Raw genomic sequence first — 18,533 nt, forward strand, 5'->3', positions numbered from 1 at the left:
GGACAGCAATTCTTTTCAATATTCAAACTTTCAACATTCAAATCAATAAGAGATGAAAGTAACCATAGACGGTCAAAGTATAGACGTAGAGCCAGGAACAACGATCCTGCAGGCTGCACGTATGATTGGTGGAGATTTAGTGCCGCCAGCCATGTGCTATTACTCAAAATTAAAAGGCAGCGGCGGAAAATGTCGTTGTTGTTTAGTTGAAGTTTCTAAAGGAAGTGAAGCTGACCCAAGACCAATGCCTAAACTTATGGCATCTTGTGTAACAGGATGTATGGACGGAATGGAAGTAAACAGTAAATCTTCTGATCGTGTAACTGAAGCACGTAAATCTGTAACAGAATTTTTATTAATCAATCACCCGTTAGATTGCCCAATTTGTGATCAGGCTGGTGAATGTGATCTTCAAAACTTAAGTTTTGAGCACGGAAATCCGAAATCACGTTTTATTGAAGAAAAAAGAACATTTGAACCAGAAGATATTGGTCCAAATATTCAACTACATATGAACCGTTGTATCTTATGTCAAAGATGTGTGCAAGTTGCAGATCAATTGACAGACAACAGAGTTCACGGAGTATTAGATCGTGGTGATCACGCTAATATTTCAACCGGAATCTCAAAAGCTATCGACAATGAATTTTCAGGAAACATGATTGATGTTTGTCCTGTTGGAGCATTAACTGATAAAACTTTCCGTTTCAAATCAAGAGTTTGGTTCAACAAACCTTACAACGCACACAGAGAGTGTACAACTCCTGGGTGTTGTGGAAAAACTACTGTTTGGATGTTTGGTGGAGAAATTCAACGTGTGACAGGTCGTAAAGATGAGTACCATGAAGTAGAAGAATTCATTTGCAACAGCTGTCGTTTTGAACATAAAAATGTAAATGACTGGGTTATTGAAGGGCCAAGAGAATTTGAAAAAGATTCTGTTATCAACCAAAATAACTACACTCAAAAATTAGAGAAAGTAGAAATCGATACTGAAAAAACTATCCTTATGGGTAGAGATATTGACCGTAAAAAAATTAGTATGGCCGAAATTCCATTAAACACTAACAACAAAAATTCTTAACGATGGTAGATGGTACGTTTATTATAGAAAAGAGTGTTGTAATTGTTGTAGTTTTTGCTATCACAATGATTATGGCCATGTACTCTACTTGGGCTGAACGTAAAGTTGCAGCTTATCTTCAGGATCGTGTTGGACCAAACCGTGCAGGATGGGGAGGATTATTGCAACCTCTTGCTGATGGTATGAAATTATTCTCTAAAGAAGAATTTTTCCCAAATACACCTAATAAATTTTTATTTGTCGTAGGACCGGCAATTGCCATGAGTACGGCTTTAATGACAAGTGCTGTAATTCCGTGGGGAGATAAATTAAATATTTTTGGCCGTGATGTTTATTTACAGGCAACTGATATTAATATTGGTATATTATACATCTTCGGAGTACTTTCAGTAGGTGTTTATGGTATTATGATTGGTGGATGGGCATCTAATAATAAATTTTCATTGATGGGAGCTATTCGTGCTGCTTCTCAAATGGTTTCTTATGAAGTTGCTATGGGATTATCAATGATTGCTTTATTGATGATGACCGGAACTTTAAGTCTGAAAGAAATATCTTTACAACAGTCAGAATGGCATTGGAATGTTTTATACCAACCTTTATCATTCTTAATTTTCTTAATTTGTTCGTTTGCTGAAACAAACAGAACTCCTTTTGACTTGGCAGAATGTGAAAACGAATTAATTGGAGGTTACCATACAGAATATTCATCCATGAAAATGGGATTCTATTTATTTGCTGAATATGCAAGTATGTTTATATCGGCTACTATTATTTCTGTTTTATTCTTTGGTGGATATAATTATCCTGGAATGAGCTGGATGGTAGAAAATGTTGGCGTAAATACTGCCAATCTTTTAGGAATCGCTGTATTGTTTGTTAAAATATGTTTCTTCATATTTTTCTACATGTGGGTACGTTGGACAATTCCAAGATTTAGATATGACCAATTAATGAATTTAGGATGGAGAATTTTAATTCCGCTTTCGATCATTAATATCATGATTACAGGCGCTGTTATTTTAAGACACGATATCGCAGCAGCTTTAGGATTCTAAGAACCGTAAAGCCTTAGCCCTGATAGAAGCGGCATCCTTTAATTTTTTTCTTTAAAAAATTAAAGATACAGCGGATAGCAGGATTAGCTTCAAATAAAAAATAAAATAGATTTTAAATTTGATCTAACAGTCAAATGAGAATCATAACCATACATTAAAAATGTCAATAGAAACTATATCATTATCGGGTAGAAAAAAGATGGTCTCTAACAAAGAGATGACTTTTTGGGAACGATTGTATCTTGTGGCGATTGTGAAAGGATTAGGTATCACACTTAAACACTTATTCAGAAAAAAAGTAACAATTCACTATCCTGAGCAAGTGCGTGAAATGAGCCCGGTTTATCGTGGTCAACACCAGTTGAAACGTGACGAACAAGGTCGTGAAAATTGTACTGCTTGTGGATTATGTGCTTTATCATGTCCTGCTGAAGCAATCACAATGAAAGCTGCAGAACGTAAAGCAGATGAAAAACATTTGTACAGAGAAGAAAAATACGCTTCGATATATGAAATCAATATGTTGCGTTGCATTTTCTGTGGTTTATGTGAAGAAGCTTGCCCGAAAGATGCCATTTATTTGACAACTTCAAAAGTTTTGGTTCCTTCAAGCTATGAAAGAGAAGATTTCATTTTTGGAAAAGACAGATTAGTGATGCCTCTTGATGTGGCGATCAAAAATGCTCAACTTAATAATGCTAACTAAATGATACATATTCCTGATTTTGCTCACGCAACAACTGTACAAGTTGTATTTTGTTTCTTAGCGTTTATTACGGTAATTACTGCTTTCCTGACTATTTTTAGCAGAAACCCAATTCATAGTGCTATTTATTTAGTAATTTGTTTTTTCTCGATCGCTGGTCATTATTTATTATTAAACGCTCAGTTTTTGGCTGTAGTACATATAATAGTCTACTCTGGAGCGATTATGATTCTTTTCCTGTTTACGATTATGTTGATGAATTTGAACGAACAACGAGAAGTACATCGACCTAGAATTACACGTTTAGGCGCTATTGTTTCTTTCTGTTTGATTTGTGTTGTATTGATTGCCATTTTCATTAATTCTAAACCAATTGTTGGAGAATATGATTCAACTGGTGAAGATTTTCAATCGATTCAGGTACTTGGTAAAATATTATTGAACGAATATATGGTTCCGTTTGAATTTGCTTCGATCTTGCTTTTAGTAGCCATGATTGGAACTGTATTATTGTCTAAAAAAGAAAAATTAAATAAATAATGGGTAATATATTAAATCAAATAGGTATTGAAAACTACATCTTTTTAAGTGTTGTACTTTTCTGTATTGGTATTTTTGGTGTATTGTACAGACGAAATGCTATTATCGTATTCATGTCTATCGAAATCATGTTGAATGCTGTTAACCTTTTATTTGTTGCTTTTTCAACTTATCATCAAGATGCACAAGGACAAGTCTTTGTATTCTTTTCGATGGCGGTTGCTGCAGCAGAAGTTGCAGTTGGATTGGCTATTTTAGTTTCGATCTTTAGAAATTTAGGTTCGATTAGTATCGATAATTTAAAAAATTTAAAAGGATAAATAAAAATGGATACCAATTTAGCTTTACTTTTAGTTTTATCTCCTTTTTTAGGATTTTTAATCAATGTTTTCTTTGGCAAGAGCTTAGGCAAAACAGTTTCAGGAATTATTGGAACTGCCTCTGTAGTAGTTTCTTTTGCTGTTACACTTTTCTTTTTCAATCAAATTAGCCAAACAAAACAAGCCATTGAGGTTACTTTATTTGATTGGATTCAAATTAGTAATCTACATATCAATCTTGGATTTTTATTAGATCAATTATCTTTACTTTGGTTGCTTTTTGTAACTGGTATTGGTTCATTGATACACTTATACTCTATTAGTTATATGCACGATGACGAAAATATGCACAAGTTTTTTGCGTATTTGAATCTGTTCGTATTCTTCATGATTACACTTGTAATTGGAAGTAACTTATTAGTTTTATTTATTGGTTGGGAAGGTGTTGGACTTTGTTCTTACCTATTAATTGGATTCTGGCATAAAAACCAGGATTACAATGATGCTGCGAAAAAAGCTTTCATCATGAACAGAATTGGGGATTTAGGTCTTTTAATCGGAATGTTCATTCTTGGTTCAATGTTCTCAACATTAGATTATGCAACTTTAAAAACTGCAATTGCCGGAGCAACTAACTTAAATATTCCGTTGCTTTCATTAGCTGCTTTATGTTTATTTATTGGGGCTTGTGGTAAATCTGCACAAATTCCATTATACACTTGGTTACCTGATGCGATGGCTGGACCAACTCCGGTTTCTGCATTGATTCACGCTGCAACAATGGTTACGGCTGGTATCTTTATGGTAACAAGATTAAATTTTATATTTGATTTAGCACCAGACGTTCAAACTGTTATTGCTGTTATTGGAGGAATCACTTCATTAGTTGCTGCAACAATTGGATTAGTTCAGACAGATATCAAAAAAGTTTTGGCCTACTCTACCGTTTCTCAATTAGGATTAATGTTTTTAGCATTAGGATTTGGTGCTTATGAAGTAGCTGTTTTCCACGTAATAACGCACGCTTTCTTTAAGGCTTGTTTATTCTTAGGTTCAGGTTCTGTAATTCACGGTTTGCATGGAGAACAAGATATGCGTAAAATGGGTGGTTTGCGTAAAGCAATGCCAATCACTTTCTGGACAATGTTAATTTCATCATTAGCAATTTCAGGTGTTCCGTTTTTCTCTGGTTTCTTCTCTAAAGATGAAATATTATTAACGGCTTTCCATCATAATATTCCACTTTATGTAGTTGGATCTATTGCTTCAATCATGACAGCATTTTATATGTTCAGATTGATGTTCCTTACTTTCTTTAAAGACTTTAGAGGAACTGAAGAACAAAAACATCACTTACATGAAAGTGACGGATTAATTACTTTCCCTTTAATTATTTTAGCTATTCTTGCCACTTTTGGCGGAATCATTAGCTTACCTGGAAATAGCTGGTTAAATGAATATTTAGCTCCGCTATTCACAAAAGTAGCTGGCGAAGAACATCATTTAGGCGCAACAGAATATACTTTAATGGGAGTTGCTGTTTTAGGTGGATTATTAGGTATTTTAATTGCTTACATTAAATACTTTAAACAAGATAATGTTCCGGAAGCAGATGAAAATATTACTGGTTTAACCAAAGTATTATATAATAAATATTATGTAGACGAAGCTTACGATGCAATATTTGTTCGCTCTATTAACGGATTATCAAGATTTTTCAGAGACTATATTGAGACAGGTTTATCTGCTCTTGTTTTTGGATTAGGAAAAGTAACTAACGAACTAGCTTTTCAAGGTAAAAAACTACAAAACGGAAGTATCGGATTATATCTTTTTGCATTTGTTTTGGGGCTTTGTGCCATTGTTTCCTATATATTTTTAGCTAAATAATTTTACAACTATGAACGTTTCTCTTATATTAATTATTCTTCTAATTGGTGCATTTGCCACTTATTTTGCTGGTGACAAACTAGCATCAAAAGTAGCTTTGTTCTTTAGTTTGGCGGCTTTAGGTTGTTCAATTGTTTTATTAAATCATTTTTGTGCAGGTGAAAACATCAGTTTGATCAACGCCTGGATTAATCAACCTAAAATTTCATTTGCTCTAAATGCGGATGGTTTAGGAATCGCAATGCTATTGTTAACGGTAGCTTTGACACCAATTATTATATTCTCTTCTTTTGGAAATGAGTATAAAAATTCAAAAGCTTTTTATGCATTAATTTTATTTATGGCTTTTGCTATGACAGGAACTTTCCTTGCAGCAGATGGTCTATTATATTATATTTTCTGGGAGTTAGCGCTTATTCCTATTTACTTCATTGCTCTTATTTGGGGTAATGGTGATGCCGAAGAACGTAGAAAAGCAGTAGTTAAGTTCTTTATCTATACACTTGCAGGTTCATTGTTCATGTTGGTTGCTTTCATCTATTTATACCAAAAAGCTGGAAGTTTCTTAATCGAAGATTTATACAAATTAAACTTATCTGCGTCTGAGCAACTTTGGATTTTCTTAGCTTTCTTCTTAGCTTATGCTATTAAAATTCCAATTATTCCTTTCCATACATGGCAAGCAAATGTGTACCAAAAAGCACCGACAGTTGGAACTATGCTTTTATCTGGTATCATGCTAAAAATGGGATTATATAGTGTTATTCGTTGGCAGTTGCCAATTGCACCATTGGCCGCAAAAGAATACATGAATATCTTTATTGCTTTAGGAATTGCCGGAGTTATTTACGGATCAATCGTAGCTTTAAGACAAAAAGATTTAAAGAAATTATTGGCTTATTCATCTCTTGCACACGTTGGATTAATTGCTGCAGGAACTTACACATTAACTCTTGACGGTTTACGTGGAGCTGTTTTACAAATGATCGCTCACGGTTTTGTAGTAGTCGGATTGTTTTATGCTGCCGAAATTATTTTCAGAAGATATGAAACAAGAGATATTTCACAATTAGGAGGTATTCGTACACAATCTCCAAAATTTACTTCTATGTTTTTAATTTTGGTATTGGCTTCTGTAGCTTTGCCAAGTACTTTTAATTTCGTTGGAGAGTTTACAGTTTTGTATAGTCTTTCTCAAATTAATATTTGGTTTGCTGTTTTAGGTGGAACAACTATTATTTTAGGAGCTTATTATATGCTTAAAATGTTTCAAAATGTAATGTTAGGAGAAACTAATTCTAAGACTTTTGCAGACGTTTCTATTAATGAAGGAATTTCATTAGTTGTAATTATTGCGGTTTTAATTTTCTTCGGATTTTATCCAAAGCCAATTACAGATTTGATTACACCAAGTTTAGAAACAATTCTAAGCGTTATCAACAAAAATTAATATTTTAAATAAAAATAAATTAGGGCGTCATTAGTTTTAGATTTCCTAAATCAAAAAAGCAAAAATGAATACATTAATAGCTATAACAGGATTGGGTATTTTCTGCCTATTGTTTGAAATTCTTAATTTAAGAAAGGCCATCGTTCCTATTACCATCATTGGTTTATTGGGAGTTTTGGCACTTAACTATTACGAATTTGGATTAGAGCAGAGTTATTACAATAACATGATTACGGTGAGCAAATTCTCAACTACGTTTTCATCATTGTTTATTATTCTAACCATTTTCTTAGTAGCATTAAGTCATAATTTTTATGAAAATCATCCTACCAAAATTTCAGATTTTGTTGCTATAAAAGTATTCTTATTAGCTGGAGGAGTTGCAATGGTTTCTTTTGGAAACTTAGCGATGTTTTTCTTAGGAATCGAAATTTTATCAATTGCACTTTATGTTTTGGCTGCGAGCGATCGTTTGAATTTGAAAAGCAACGAAGCTGGTATGAAATACTTCCTGATGGGATCTTTTGCATCTGGAATTATCTTATTCGGAATCTGTTTGATCTACGGAGCAATGGGAAGTTTTGACGTTGCAGAAATTCACGAAAGTTCTTTATCTGCCGAATTGCCAATCTGGTTTCCAATTGGAATGATCTTAATGATTATCGGAATGTTGTTTAAAGTTGCTGCAGTTCCTTTCCACTTTTGGGCTCCGGATGTTTACGAAGGATCTCCTGCTTTAACAACTGCTTTAATGAGTACTTTGGCAAAAGTTGTAGCAATTGCAACACTTTACAAATTAGTTTCAGCACTAAACTTAGTTCCATCTTTAGACAATCAGGATCTTTTGGGAACTTTTGAAACGATTGTAGTAATTATTTCAATTGCTTCTATGACCGTTGGAAATATAATGGCATTACGTCAGGTAAATGTAAAACGTATGTTGGCATTCTCAGGAATCTCACATGCAGGTTTTATGTTGATGACTTTATTAACTGTAGCAACATCTGCAGGAGTATTGTTATATTACACTGCTGCTTATGCATTAGCTGGAATCGCTGCTTTTAGTGTGGTTTTATATGTATGCAAAAATCAGGATAACGAAGATATTACTAATTTTCATGGCTTAGGAAAAACAAATCCATTATTGGCTGCTATCCTTACGGGTTCATTATTATCAATGGCCGGTATTCCAATTTTCTCTGGATTCTTTGCTAAGTTATTCTTATTCAATCAAACAATTCAAGCGGGATATATAGCTTTAGTAATTGTTGCTGTTATCAATTCTATTATTAGTGTTGGATATTATTTCAAACTAATTTTAGCAATGTATTCTAAAGAACCAAATCAGGAGCGTACCGGAAAACCTTTCCTTATTTATGCAGTTGCAATAATTTCAATTGTATTAAATATTGCTTTAGGTTTATTTCCATCTTTAGTTTTAGATTTATTGAAATAAAAAAATACGATTAAAATAAATACAAGTCCATCAAGAGTTTCTTTTGATGGACTTTTTATTTTAGAATAGATTTTTATATAAGAAAAAATCATGTTAAAAATTTCGCCGAAACTATAGGACTTCGAAAAAACTCCATATATTTGAATACAATTAAATGTATTAAAACTATGAACTTCAATTCAAAAAATCCATTTTTAAGCGACAAGCGTTTTTCATCAAATGCTGTTTCAAAAGCTGAAGAAGTACACCATGCACAAATTATTGATTACAATCAGGAAATGACATTGTCAGGTACTATCAATAAAACAGCTATTCTATTTTTAATATTATGTGCCTCTTCTATGATCACATGGTGGATGGCTTTTAACGGAATGAATCCAATTTTACCAGCTATTGGTGGTGCAATTGTTGGGTTAATTCTAGTTGTAGTATCTACTTTTAAACCTCAGGCTTCACCATATTTAGCTCCTGGTTATGCTTTGTTTGAAGGTCTGTTTATTGGAGGAATTTCTGCAATATTTGAATTAAGATATCCTGGAATTGTAATTAATGCTGTTAGTGCAACATTAGTAACCTTTTTAGTTTGTTTAGGTTTATATAAATTTAAAATTGTAAAAGTTACAGAACAGTTCAAATCGGTTGTCATCGCTGCTACTTTAGCAATTGCTACTTACTATTTGATTTCATGGATTGCTTCTTTGATCTTTAATAATTTTACTCCTGTTCACTACGGAAACGGAATGATGAGTATTGGTATCAGCGTTTTCGTGATTATCATTGCTGCTTTGAACTTATTTTTAGATTTCGATCAAATAGAAAAAGGAGTTCAGGAAAGAATGCCAAAATTTATGGAATGGTACGGTGCAATGGGATTAATGATTACTTTGGTTTGGTTATATATCGAATTCTTAAGATTACTATCAAAATTAGCAAGCAATAAATAATTGCCACAAACAATAAAAAATGAAGCCTTTTTGAAATTCAAAAAGGCTTTTTTTATACCCAAAAACTACATTAAATTATCTTTTATAAACTCCCCTTTCAAAAGATTTATCGCTTAAAAAATGAACTTAAATCATAGTCATTTTTAATCCAAATTTAAATTTCTTATCAATTTGGACATGGAAAATTAGTTTAAATTGTACTTTAAAATACTTTTAAAACTAAAAAAGACAGTTTCAATCTTTATAATTAACACTACTTTTCTTTAAAATTTTAAACTGCCATTTTGAATTAAAAAAAAATGTAAAAATTGATATTTTTAATAAAAACCCCTCACCTTCAAAATTTAAATTATCAATAAAATTCTTATCTAACAAAGATTTTAGTCTTTATGTAATAAATTGCATTTAGTGCAATTTATTACATATTTTACATTTATACATTTAAAAAATTACATAATTAATTATTTTAACTAAAAATAAATATGTAATTCCAAAATAAGATATAATTTTGTGTAATCGATTACAATTCAACGTTGAGTTTTTGATATTTAAAATTATCCATTTTTACAACTAACATCAAACCAAAAAATTATGAAAAAAAACCTACTTATTGCTATTGCATTTTTACTCTCGCTCCAAACGTGGGCACAACAAGTTCAAATAAATGAAGCTTCAGGCTGGCTTGAATCTGCATTTGTAAAATGGCAACCCGTAAGCAATGCTCAAACTTATAATGTTTATTATTCTGGAAATGGAATTGTGGACCGCAAAATAGACGATCAGCTTATTCGCAGTTACGGAACTTATTTTAGAGCCGATATTCCAGGACTTAAATCCGGAACCTATACAATCAAAGTAAAACCGGTAATTTCTGGTTCAGAAGGAACAGGATCTGTAACAAGTAATTTAACTGTTTTGGCACAAGACCGAAATGGCTTTGCTTTCGACGGCGGACGTGTTCCCGGAGGATACAAAGCGGATGGAACACCAAAAGATGGAGCTGTAATTCTTTATATTACACAAAATACAAAAAATACAATTTCGATGAATATTACCGGAGCCAGTGCAAACCCATGTGTTGGTTTACAAAATATTCTTTATGCCATCAAAAAAGGAAAAGACACACGCCCATTTATCATTCGTTTGATTGGAAATATAACTGATATGACCGTGATGGAAGGTGGAGATGTTGTTATAGAAAACGCCAACAATGCTTCTAGCTACTTGACTATCGAAGGTATAGGAACTGATGCAGTTGCAAATGGCTGGGGTGTTCGCTTAAAAGCAGCATCAAACATCGAAGTTAGTAATCTGGGATTTATGAATTGCAATAGTACTGCAGGAGACAATGTTGGAATGCAACAAGATAATGACCACATTTGGGTTCACAATTGCGATTTATTCTACGGAAATGCAGGTAGTGATGCAGACCAAATAAAAGGCGATGGAGCGCTAGATAACAAATCATCTACTTACATAACCTTGTCTTACAATCATTTTTGGGATAACGGAAAAGCGAGTTTATTAGGCTTAAGCGAAGGAACTACAACGGGATTATATATCACCTATCACCACAATTGGTTTGATCACTCCGATTCTCGTCATCCACGCGTTCGCTACTATTCAGCTCATATTTACAACAATTATTATGATGGTGTAGCAAAATATGGTGCAGGGTCGACTTTAGGATCTTCTCTTTTTGTAGAAGGAAATTATTACCGAAACAGTAAACATCCAATGCTTACTTCTCTGCAAGGTTCTGATATTTGGGATGAAGCAAATCAAGTAAATAATGCCGGTACAATGGGAACTTTCTCCGGAGAAGCCGGAGGTTCTATTAAAGCTTTCAATAATACTTTTGATGCAGATATCGCTACTAATAATATGCGTTTTGTGGCTTACGGTGATGCAAATCCGTTATACAATATCTCAGGAAAAATAAGTTCTACCACAGATTTTGACGCTTATGTTGCTTCTTCAAGAGGCGAAACAGTAAGCAGTAGTATTAAATCAAAATCTGGCGCAAATACGTATAATAACTTTGATACTGACGCTGCTTTATACGTAAAAAACCTCACGATCGATCAACCTGTTGCTGCAAAAACTAAAGTAACTCAATATGCCGGTCGTGTTTCCGGAGGAGATTTAAAATGGGTATTTAACAATAGTGTTGATGATAATTCCTCTCTTGTAATTTCAGCATTAAAATCAACACTTACTAATTATACAGGTTCATTAGTAGCTGTACAAGGTGAAGGAAATCCGCCAACAAGTGCTCAAACTTTAACTTCGACAGCGAATAATAATCAAACAGTAACAAACGGAACAGCAATTGGCACCATAGTTTTCACTTGGGGTGGCGATGCTACAGATGCAACAGTAACAGGATTGCCAGCTTCTGGAATTAGCTTTGTGAAAAATACTACAGCTAAAACAATCACAATTACTGGAACTCCAACTGCTACTGTATCATATTCTATAGCAACAACCGGAACTGGAACTCCGGCCACGGGATCAGGAACTATCACAGTAACAGCTGCAGGAAGCCAAACTCTTACATCTACAGCAAACAACAATCAAACTGTAACAAGCGGAACAGCAATTGGTACAATCGTTTTTACTTGGGGTGGAAATGCTACAGATGCTACTGTAACAGGATTGCCAGCTTTAGGAATTAGTTTTGTAAAAAATACAACAGCTAAAACAATTACAATTACGGGAACTCCTACAGCAAACGTTTCATATTCAATTGCTACAACTGGAACGGGAACTCCGGCGACAGGATCAGGAACTATTACGGTAACAACAAGTAATCCGAGCACAAATGAGATTCATAATTTTACAACCTCTGGAAAAACAAGTAGCTTTTATACAATCACAGGAAGCATGAACTCTACTGCCGGATCTGTAACTTATGCAGGATTAACCCTTACTGCGCGTTTAAAAATTGAATCAAGTACTTCAATTACTTACACCACAACAAGCAGCTCTACATTGACTTTGGTTTTTGATTCTAACTTTACAGGAACAATTAAGGTAAATAACGTGTCTTATACTGCATCTGCCGGAATAGTTACTGCCACAATAGCAGCAGGAACAAATACAATAACTAAAGGATCAGTCGCTAACCTTTTCTACATTAGTACTGAATATAGCGGAAGTACATTACGCATGGCAAAAACGACTGAAAAAGAAGAAACTGTAGAAAGTTCTAAAGTACTTTTATACCCAAATCCTACAAGAGATACCTTATATTTATCAGATTCAAACCAACAAGTGGAGAAAGTTGTACTCTATAATATATCAGGAACAGTAGTGAAAACTGTACAAAAAGGAATTCAAAGTATTGATACAAACGGATTAATTCCTGGAACTTATTTGGCAAAAATTTACACTGCCAATGGCGCAATAAATCAAACCATTCTTAAAAAATAACAAATTGTTATAATGTTGTAAAAGCAAAAGGCTTCCAAATTTGGAAGCCTTTTCTATATAGTTGATTTCTTAAAAAAAGAAATTACAAATCAAATTTGATTCCTTGTGCTAAAGGCAAACTTGTTGTATAATTGATTGTATTAGTTTGACGGCGCATATAGATTTTCCAGGCATCAGAACCTGATTCTCTTCCTCCACCAGTTTCTTTTTCTCCACCAAAAGCTCCACCGATTTCAGCACCTGAAGTTCCAATATTTACGTTTGCAATTCCGCAATCAGAACCTGTAACTGATAAAAATCTTTCGGCTTCGCGAAGGTTATTCGTCATAATTGCCGATGATAATCCTTGTGCAACTCCGTTCTGAAGTTCGATCGCATTGTCTACTTCTCCTGAATACTTAATCAAATATAAAACCGGAGCAAATGTTTCATGTTGTACGATTGCAAATGAATTTTGAGCCTCAGCAATTGCCGGTCTCACATAACAGCCACTTTCGTAACCTTCGCCCGAAAGTACCGCACCTTCAACCAAGATATTTCCACCTTCGGCAACCACTTTATTTAATGCCTGAGCATACAATTCAACTGCATGAGTATCAATAAGTGGACCAACGTGATTGTTTTCGTCAAGCGGGTTTCCAATTCTCAATTGTTTATAAGCCGCAACTAAAGCATCTTTTACTTTATCATAAATACTTTCGTGAATGATTAATCTTCGTGTCGATGTACAACGTTGTCCCGCCGTTCCTACAGCACCAAAAACTGCTCCAATAACAGTCATTTTAATATCAGCATCCGGAGTTACAATGATTGCATTATTGCCTCCTAATTCTAATAATGATTTCCCTAAGCGACCCGCAACTGCTTGTGCAACAATTTTTCCCATTCGGGTTGAACCTGTCGCAGAAACTAACGGAATTCGTGTATCAGCCGTCATTAATTCACCTATCTTATAATCACCGTTTATCAGACATGAAATTCCTTCCGGTAAATTATTTTCTTTGATAACTTGCGCGATGATATTTTGACAAGCAATTCCACAAAGAGGAGTTTTCTCAGAGGGTTTCCAAACACAAACATCACCTGAAATCCATGCTAAAGCTGTGTTCCAAGACCAAACTGCCACCGGAAAATTAAATGCCGAAATAATTCCAACAACTCCCAATGGATGATATTGCTCATACATACGATGTCCAGGTCTTTCTGAATGCATTGTTAATCCGTGTAATTGACGTGATAAACCAACAGCAAAATCACAGATATCAATCATTTCCTGAACTTCACCATAACCTTCCTGCAATGATTTCCCCATTTCATAAGAAACCAATTTACCAAGAGCTTCTTTATTTTCGCGCAACTTTTGCCCAAACTGACGTACAATTTCTCCACGTTGTGGTGCAGGAATTAAGCGAAAAGTTTTGAAAGCTTCTGTTGCTGCACGCATTACTTTTTCATAATCTTCCTGAGTTGACATTTTTACCGAAGCAATTAATTTTCCGTCAACTGGCGAGAAACTATCCAAACTTTCTCCGGAAGCAAAATTTTGCGTTCCTGTTGATGTTCCGTCATTTACCAATTTGATGCCCAATTTTTCCAGAGCCTCATTCATTCCAAATTGCGATGCTATTGTTGTCATTGTAACTTTTTTAGTTAAAATTGTTATATTTTTATTGTAAAGATATTATTTAGAGTTGAATTTAAACTCAAATCCATTGTTAAAATCAAAGTAAATTTAGGGTTAATTAATAGCATTTAAAGGAATACGCTATAATTTATTCACCATAATTCGTGAAATTTGCAGTAACAAAATTACTTAAATATGAATATTTTCAATCGTCTTCTACTCTGCTTCTTTTTAATTTCAATAAATGGATTTTCACAGAAAGTACAAAAGTCAGCTTTTCAGGTTGTTCCTTTGGGAATAAAAGGCGGAATTGACGAAAAAAATCTTTCGGCTTATTTGGTGGCACCGAGAAATACAAACGATTTTATTTCTTTGGACGCAGGAACCATAAATGCAGGAATCGAAAAAGCAATTGAAAACAAGGTTTTTAAAGTTTCAACAAGTGAAGTTTTGCGAAAATATATTAAAGGATATTTTATTTCTCACGCACATTTAGATCACGTTTCTGGATTGATTATTAATTCCCCAGCTGATTCTTCAAAAACTGTTTATGCAACGGAGAAATGTATGGAAATGATGGAAAATCATTATTTTAATGATCAAACCTGGGCAAATTTTGGTGATAAAGGTCCCGGAAGTCCCTTAAAAAAATACCATTTTCAAACTTTAAATATCGGAGAAGAAACTCCAATTACTAATACAACGATGACGGTAAAAGCATTTCCGTTAAGTCATGTGAATCCGTTTGAAAGTACAGCTTTCTTAATTAGAAATGGAGATTCTTATGTGCTTTATTTAGGAGATACCGGACCAGATTCTGTTGAAAAAAGCGATAAACTAAAATCTCTTTGGACAGCGGTTGCGCCTCTTGTAAAAAGCAAGGAATTAAAAGGAATCTTTATAGAAGTTTCATTCCCAAATGAGCAACCTGACAAATTTTTGTTCGGGCATTTGACTCCAAATTATTTAATGAAAGAACTTCATATTCTTGAAGAATTGTCAGGAAAAGACACTTTGGAAGGTTTTAATATTATTGTTACGCACCTAAAACCGCCAACTAAAAACATTATCAAACTTAAAGAACAACTTAAAAATCAGAATGATCTTGGTTTGAAGATTATTTATCCTGAGCAAGGGAAAAGATTTGAGTTGTAAGTTTTTTAGGCAGCAGATTAAAGAGATCTTTAAAACTATATATTTGTAAGTTTATTTTTATAAATTAGCTAAAAAAAGTAACAAATGAGAATTGTTTGGTCATCACAAGCTAATTATACCTTTTATCGAACAAGAAATTATTTACTTCAATATAGAAATAACGAAATTGCTCAAAAATTTGCAAACGAAGTACTTCGCATTATTGATTTAATTTCAATAAATCCTTATTTAGGAAAATTTAGACCTGATTTAGAATGCAATGAAATCATAATCTCAAAGTATACTTCTTTATATTACATAATAAATCCGAATTTTATTCATTTAATCAGATTTTATGACAATCGCCAGAGACCTTTAACAATCCTAGATTTCTAAAGTTAGATAATATTTTTCCTTTTTAGTTCAAGTAACATTTCCTCATGAGTGATAAAATTCCCCTCAGCATACTCACGTTTAGCTCGTTCTATATCAGCTTTTAATTCTAATCGAAAATTTTCTTCAGGAGAAAGTACTTTAGCTATTGAAAGCATTTCATCCGGAGTGAAAGTTTGCGATTTTAATTTTCTATAAAAAGTTGGACTTGGTATGCCTACTTTTTCGATAATATAATTTTTCTTTAAAGAAGATTTATCCATTACATCTTCAAGATTGGAAACGATATTCTTATATGTGATAATTTCTTGTATCATTTTTGATTTAATTTTATATCATTTATGAAACAAATATACTCATAAATGATTAGACCATATCATTTATGAGTATATTCTTAATTAAACATAGGATTAATTAAACCTATTGCTTTCAAGTTTTATTAACTTAATGATAACTGCATGTATTTAACTTTCTTATAAAACAAAAGTTCCTAGCCCAGATAGAAGTGGAAATCCTTTTTCTGGCTTCTTTAGCCAGAAAAAGATTGAAATGGATTGCTTCGCCAGTTCGCTCTTTCAGGCTCGGGTGCGGGAAATAGCTCCTAAAAAAATCTAAAGTTCTAAATTCTAAGAAAGCTTTAATTCAAAGATTTTATTTCTACTTCTAAATATATAATACCTAACAGGTTTTAAAAACCTGTTAGGATATGTTTATTTCTTCGCTACAAATCTTGGATCAGATTCCATTATGGTTCCGCAATTGTCGCAAGTTCTCAATTCTTCTGAATTGTAGAAATGTTCGAAATGTGGCAAGAAGTCTTTCTCTATATTATGGAGTTCAAAAAATACTTCGTAAAGCTTATGATTGCAATTATCACAATGCCAAAGCAAGCCGTCAGTATATCCTTTTCCGGCACGTTTACGCTCGATTACTAAACCAATAGAACCCGCTGAACGAACTGGAGAATGCGGAATTTTTGCTGGATGCAAATACATATCGCCTGCATTTAACTCCATTTCTTTACGTTCGCCGTCTTCTTGAATTACAACTTTAATACTTCCTTCGAGTTGGTAAAAAAGTTCTTCGGTTTCGTTATAATGGTAGTCTTTTCGGGCATTTGGCCCCGCAACAATCATCACAATATAATCACCGGAATCAACATAAAGATTTTTGTTTCCAACAGGTGGTTTTAATAAATGACGATTTTCGTCGATCCATTTGGTAAGATTGAAAGGTTTTGCAATTGACATTTTTCTGAGGTACTAAATTTGTAAGTAGCTAAGTTAATGAAAAGTTTTATGTAGAGGCGCACAGCAGTGCGTCTTTATAATGCAAATTTATCGTTCTTGTTGGATTGGAGACGCACTGCTGTGCGCCTCTACAAATGCGATTCGACGAAAACATTTATTTCATCTCTTTTATTAAATAAATATAAACCGGAAAATGATCACTAAAACCAACTTCTGTCAAACTATGACGCAACGGATATCCTTTATATTGCCCTGAAGTTTGAATTAGATAAGATCTACTAAATATTCCCGCTTTCCAATATTTAAAGGTCGAGAAATCTGGCTTTATTAGTGATTCTGTGATTATAATTTGGTCAAAAATATCCCAGGAATCTCGAAAAGCTATTGTTCCCAATCCTTTGTTTGCCAATTCTTCAAACGGATTGAAAACACCAAACTCCGGAACTTCGCTCTTTTTCGCCTTTGCTCCGAGAGCAATTTTTACGCTTTTATTAAAAGGTCCGTCGTTTAAATCGCCCATTGTAATGACTTTTGCATTGGGATTAATGTGTTGCAACGAGTCGATAATTTTTCGATTCAGGTTTGCTGCAGCTTCCCGAAATGGACTGCTTACTTTTTCTCCTCCAGATCTCGACGGCCAATGGTTCACAATAATATGTATTTCTTCATCTTCAAGAAAACCCGTAACTAATAACTGATCTCGTGTGAATATTCGATTGTTGCTTTCAATTTTAGGCTCGAGTTCATAATCTGTTTCTTCTTTTTTATCTTCTTTAATTGGAACCTTATTTTTGTAGATATATAAAGGTATATTAGAATAAGAAGTTGGTTTAAAATGTTTTTTCTGATATAATAATGCAACATCAATTCCGCGTTTGTCAGGAGAATCAAAATGAATGATTCCGTAACCAAAGTCCACTAATTTATCCTGTTTGATTAAATCTTCGACTACGCCACGGTTTTCAATTTCTGAACCTCCAATAATAGTTGGTGCATTTGGGTTTTCGGGTGTTCCTATTTCAGATAAAACTCTTGAAAGGTTCTTTAATTTTTGCTGGTATTTTTCTTCCGTCCAATTTTGCGCTCCTGTTGGTGTCCATTCGTTATCGTTTGTATTTGGATCATCGTGCGTATCAAAAAGATTTTCGAAATTGTAAAAGGCAACGGTATGAATTGCATATTTTTTTGATTGTGCTTGTACAAATGACAATGAAAAAAATGCCATTATATAAATTTTAAAAGAGAGCGT

16 protein-coding genes are annotated in these 18,533 nt (G+C 33.5%); 12 read left to right on the top strand and 4 right to left on the bottom strand.

The window, feature by feature from the left end; genetic code table 11:
• Positions 1-52 precede the first annotated feature (52 nt).
• The 10 genes from C8C83_RS07915 (at position 53) to C8C83_RS07960 (ending at position 12,883) form a co-directional block, all read left to right on the top strand.
• A complete protein-coding gene (locus C8C83_RS07915; RefSeq protein ID WP_099710317.1) occupies positions 53-1,084 on the top strand; it encodes a 2Fe-2S iron-sulfur cluster-binding protein in 1,032 nt (343 codons plus the stop codon).
• Positions 1,085-1,086: 2 nt separating this feature from the next.
• A complete protein-coding gene (gene nuoH / locus C8C83_RS07920; RefSeq protein WP_121327601.1) occupies positions 1,087-2,142 on the top strand; it encodes an NADH-quinone oxidoreductase subunit NuoH in 1,056 nt (351 codons plus the stop codon).
• Between the two features lie 160 nt (positions 2,143-2,302).
• Entirely contained in the window at positions 2,303-2,848 is a 546-nt protein-coding gene (locus C8C83_RS07925; RefSeq protein ID WP_099712762.1) for an NADH-quinone oxidoreductase subunit I, read from the top strand.
• A complete protein-coding gene (locus C8C83_RS07930) occupies positions 2,849-3,388 on the top strand; it encodes an NADH-quinone oxidoreductase subunit J (protein ID WP_121327602.1) in 540 nt (179 codons plus the stop codon).
• Positions 3,388-3,708, top strand: coding sequence for an NADH-quinone oxidoreductase subunit NuoK (gene nuoK / locus C8C83_RS07935; RefSeq protein ID WP_017494599.1), 321 nt, complete (start codon positions 3,388-3,390; stop codon positions 3,706-3,708). The genes C8C83_RS07930 and nuoK overlap by 1 nt, the downstream gene beginning before the upstream one ends.
• A 6-nt stretch (positions 3,709-3,714) precedes the next feature.
• On the top strand, positions 3,715-5,598 hold the full coding sequence (gene nuoL, locus C8C83_RS07940; RefSeq protein WP_121327604.1) for an NADH-quinone oxidoreductase subunit L: 1,884 nt from the start codon (positions 3,715-3,717) through the stop codon (positions 5,596-5,598).
• A 10-nt stretch (positions 5,599-5,608) separates the two neighbouring features.
• The gene (locus tag C8C83_RS07945; RefSeq protein WP_121327606.1) at positions 5,609-7,048 is read left to right on the top strand and encodes an NADH-quinone oxidoreductase subunit M; all 1,440 of its coding nucleotides are present in this window, start codon (positions 5,609-5,611) and stop codon (positions 7,046-7,048) included.
• 64 nt (positions 7,049-7,112) lie between these two features.
• Positions 7,113-8,504, top strand: coding sequence for an NADH-quinone oxidoreductase subunit N (locus C8C83_RS07950; protein WP_121327608.1), 1,392 nt, complete (start codon positions 7,113-7,115; stop codon positions 8,502-8,504).
• Between the two features lie 167 nt (positions 8,505-8,671).
• Positions 8,672-9,448, top strand: a complete 777-nt coding sequence (locus C8C83_RS07955; RefSeq protein WP_121327610.1) for a Bax inhibitor-1/YccA family protein — start codon at positions 8,672-8,674, stop codon at positions 9,446-9,448.
• A 591-nt stretch (positions 9,449-10,039) separates the two neighbouring features.
• Entirely contained in the window at positions 10,040-12,883 is a 2,844-nt protein-coding gene (locus C8C83_RS07960; protein ID WP_121327612.1) for a T9SS type A sorting domain-containing protein, read from the top strand.
• A gap of 82 nt (positions 12,884-12,965) precedes the next feature.
• Here the strand turns inward: C8C83_RS07960 and C8C83_RS07965 are convergent, their stop codons facing one another.
• Positions 12,966-14,519 carry an aldehyde dehydrogenase family protein gene (locus C8C83_RS07965; RefSeq protein ID WP_121327614.1) on the bottom strand — a complete coding sequence of 518 codons (1,554 nt, stop codon included), beginning with the start codon at positions 14,517-14,519 and terminating at the stop codon, positions 12,966-12,968.
• 183 nt (positions 14,520-14,702) lie between these two features.
• Between C8C83_RS07965 and C8C83_RS07970 the strand changes: the two genes are divergently transcribed.
• Positions 14,703-15,662: a 3',5'-cyclic-nucleotide phosphodiesterase gene (locus C8C83_RS07970; protein WP_121327616.1), complete on the top strand. Its 960-nt coding sequence runs from the start codon at positions 14,703-14,705 to the stop codon at positions 15,660-15,662.
• 84 nt (positions 15,663-15,746) lie between these two features.
• The gene (locus tag C8C83_RS07975) at positions 15,747-16,037 is read left to right on the top strand and encodes a type II toxin-antitoxin system RelE/ParE family toxin (protein ID WP_121327618.1); all 291 of its coding nucleotides are present in this window, start codon (positions 15,747-15,749) and stop codon (positions 16,035-16,037) included.
• A gap of 2 nt (positions 16,038-16,039) precedes the next feature.
• On the opposite strand, the gene C8C83_RS07980 is transcribed toward C8C83_RS07975, so the two are convergent.
• The 3 genes from C8C83_RS07980 to C8C83_RS07990 all read right to left on the bottom strand — a co-directional run bounded on the left by C8C83_RS07980 (position 16,040) and on the right by C8C83_RS07990 (position 18,509).
• Entirely contained in the window at positions 16,040-16,351 is a 312-nt protein-coding gene (locus tag C8C83_RS07980) for a hypothetical protein (RefSeq protein WP_121327620.1), read from the bottom strand.
• Between the two features lie 393 nt (positions 16,352-16,744).
• The gene (locus C8C83_RS07985) at positions 16,745-17,284 is read right to left on the bottom strand and encodes a 3-hydroxyanthranilate 3,4-dioxygenase (RefSeq protein WP_121327622.1); all 540 of its coding nucleotides are present in this window, start codon (positions 17,282-17,284) and stop codon (positions 16,745-16,747) included.
• A gap of 154 nt (positions 17,285-17,438) precedes the next feature.
• Complete coding sequence (locus C8C83_RS07990) at positions 17,439-18,509, bottom strand: endonuclease/exonuclease/phosphatase family protein (RefSeq protein WP_233566031.1); 1,071 nt, start codon at positions 18,507-18,509, stop codon at positions 17,439-17,441.
• Between the last annotated feature and the right edge of the window lie 24 nt (positions 18,510-18,533).

Source organism: Flavobacterium sp. 90, assembly GCF_004339525.1.
In the GTDB taxonomy this organism is placed as follows: domain Bacteria; phylum Bacteroidota; class Bacteroidia; order Flavobacteriales; family Flavobacteriaceae; genus Flavobacterium.

Coding starts and splice junctions, on each gene's coding strand:
- C8C83_RS07915 (WP_099710317.1), top strand. CDS start 53: ATGAAAGTAACCATAGACGGTCAAAGTATAGACGTAGAGCCAGGAACA.
- nuoH (WP_121327601.1), top strand. CDS start 1,087: ATGGTAGATGGTACGTTTATTATAGAAAAGAGTGTTGTAATTGTTGTA.
- C8C83_RS07925 (WP_099712762.1), top strand. CDS start 2,303: ATGTCAATAGAAACTATATCATTATCGGGTAGAAAAAAGATGGTCTCT.
- C8C83_RS07930 (WP_121327602.1), top strand. CDS start 2,849: ATGATACATATTCCTGATTTTGCTCACGCAACAACTGTACAAGTTGTA.
- nuoK (WP_017494599.1), top strand. CDS start 3,388: ATGGGTAATATATTAAATCAAATAGGTATTGAAAACTACATCTTTTTA.
- nuoL (WP_121327604.1), top strand. CDS start 3,715: ATGGATACCAATTTAGCTTTACTTTTAGTTTTATCTCCTTTTTTAGGA.
- C8C83_RS07945 (WP_121327606.1), top strand. CDS start 5,609: ATGAACGTTTCTCTTATATTAATTATTCTTCTAATTGGTGCATTTGCC.
- C8C83_RS07950 (WP_121327608.1), top strand. CDS start 7,113: ATGAATACATTAATAGCTATAACAGGATTGGGTATTTTCTGCCTATTG.
- C8C83_RS07955 (WP_121327610.1), top strand. CDS start 8,672: ATGAACTTCAATTCAAAAAATCCATTTTTAAGCGACAAGCGTTTTTCA.
- C8C83_RS07960 (WP_121327612.1), top strand. CDS start 10,040: ATGAAAAAAAACCTACTTATTGCTATTGCATTTTTACTCTCGCTCCAA.
- C8C83_RS07965 (WP_121327614.1), bottom strand. CDS start 14,519: ATGACAACAATAGCATCGCAATTTGGAATGAATGAGGCTCTGGAAAAA.
- C8C83_RS07970 (WP_121327616.1), top strand. CDS start 14,703: ATGAATATTTTCAATCGTCTTCTACTCTGCTTCTTTTTAATTTCAATA.
- C8C83_RS07975 (WP_121327618.1), top strand. CDS start 15,747: ATGAGAATTGTTTGGTCATCACAAGCTAATTATACCTTTTATCGAACA.
- C8C83_RS07980 (WP_121327620.1), bottom strand. CDS start 16,351: ATGATACAAGAAATTATCACATATAAGAATATCGTTTCCAATCTTGAA.
- C8C83_RS07985 (WP_121327622.1), bottom strand. CDS start 17,284: ATGTCAATTGCAAAACCTTTCAATCTTACCAAATGGATCGACGAAAAT.
- C8C83_RS07990 (WP_233566031.1), bottom strand. CDS start 18,509: ATGGCATTTTTTTCATTGTCATTTGTACAAGCACAATCAAAAAAATAT.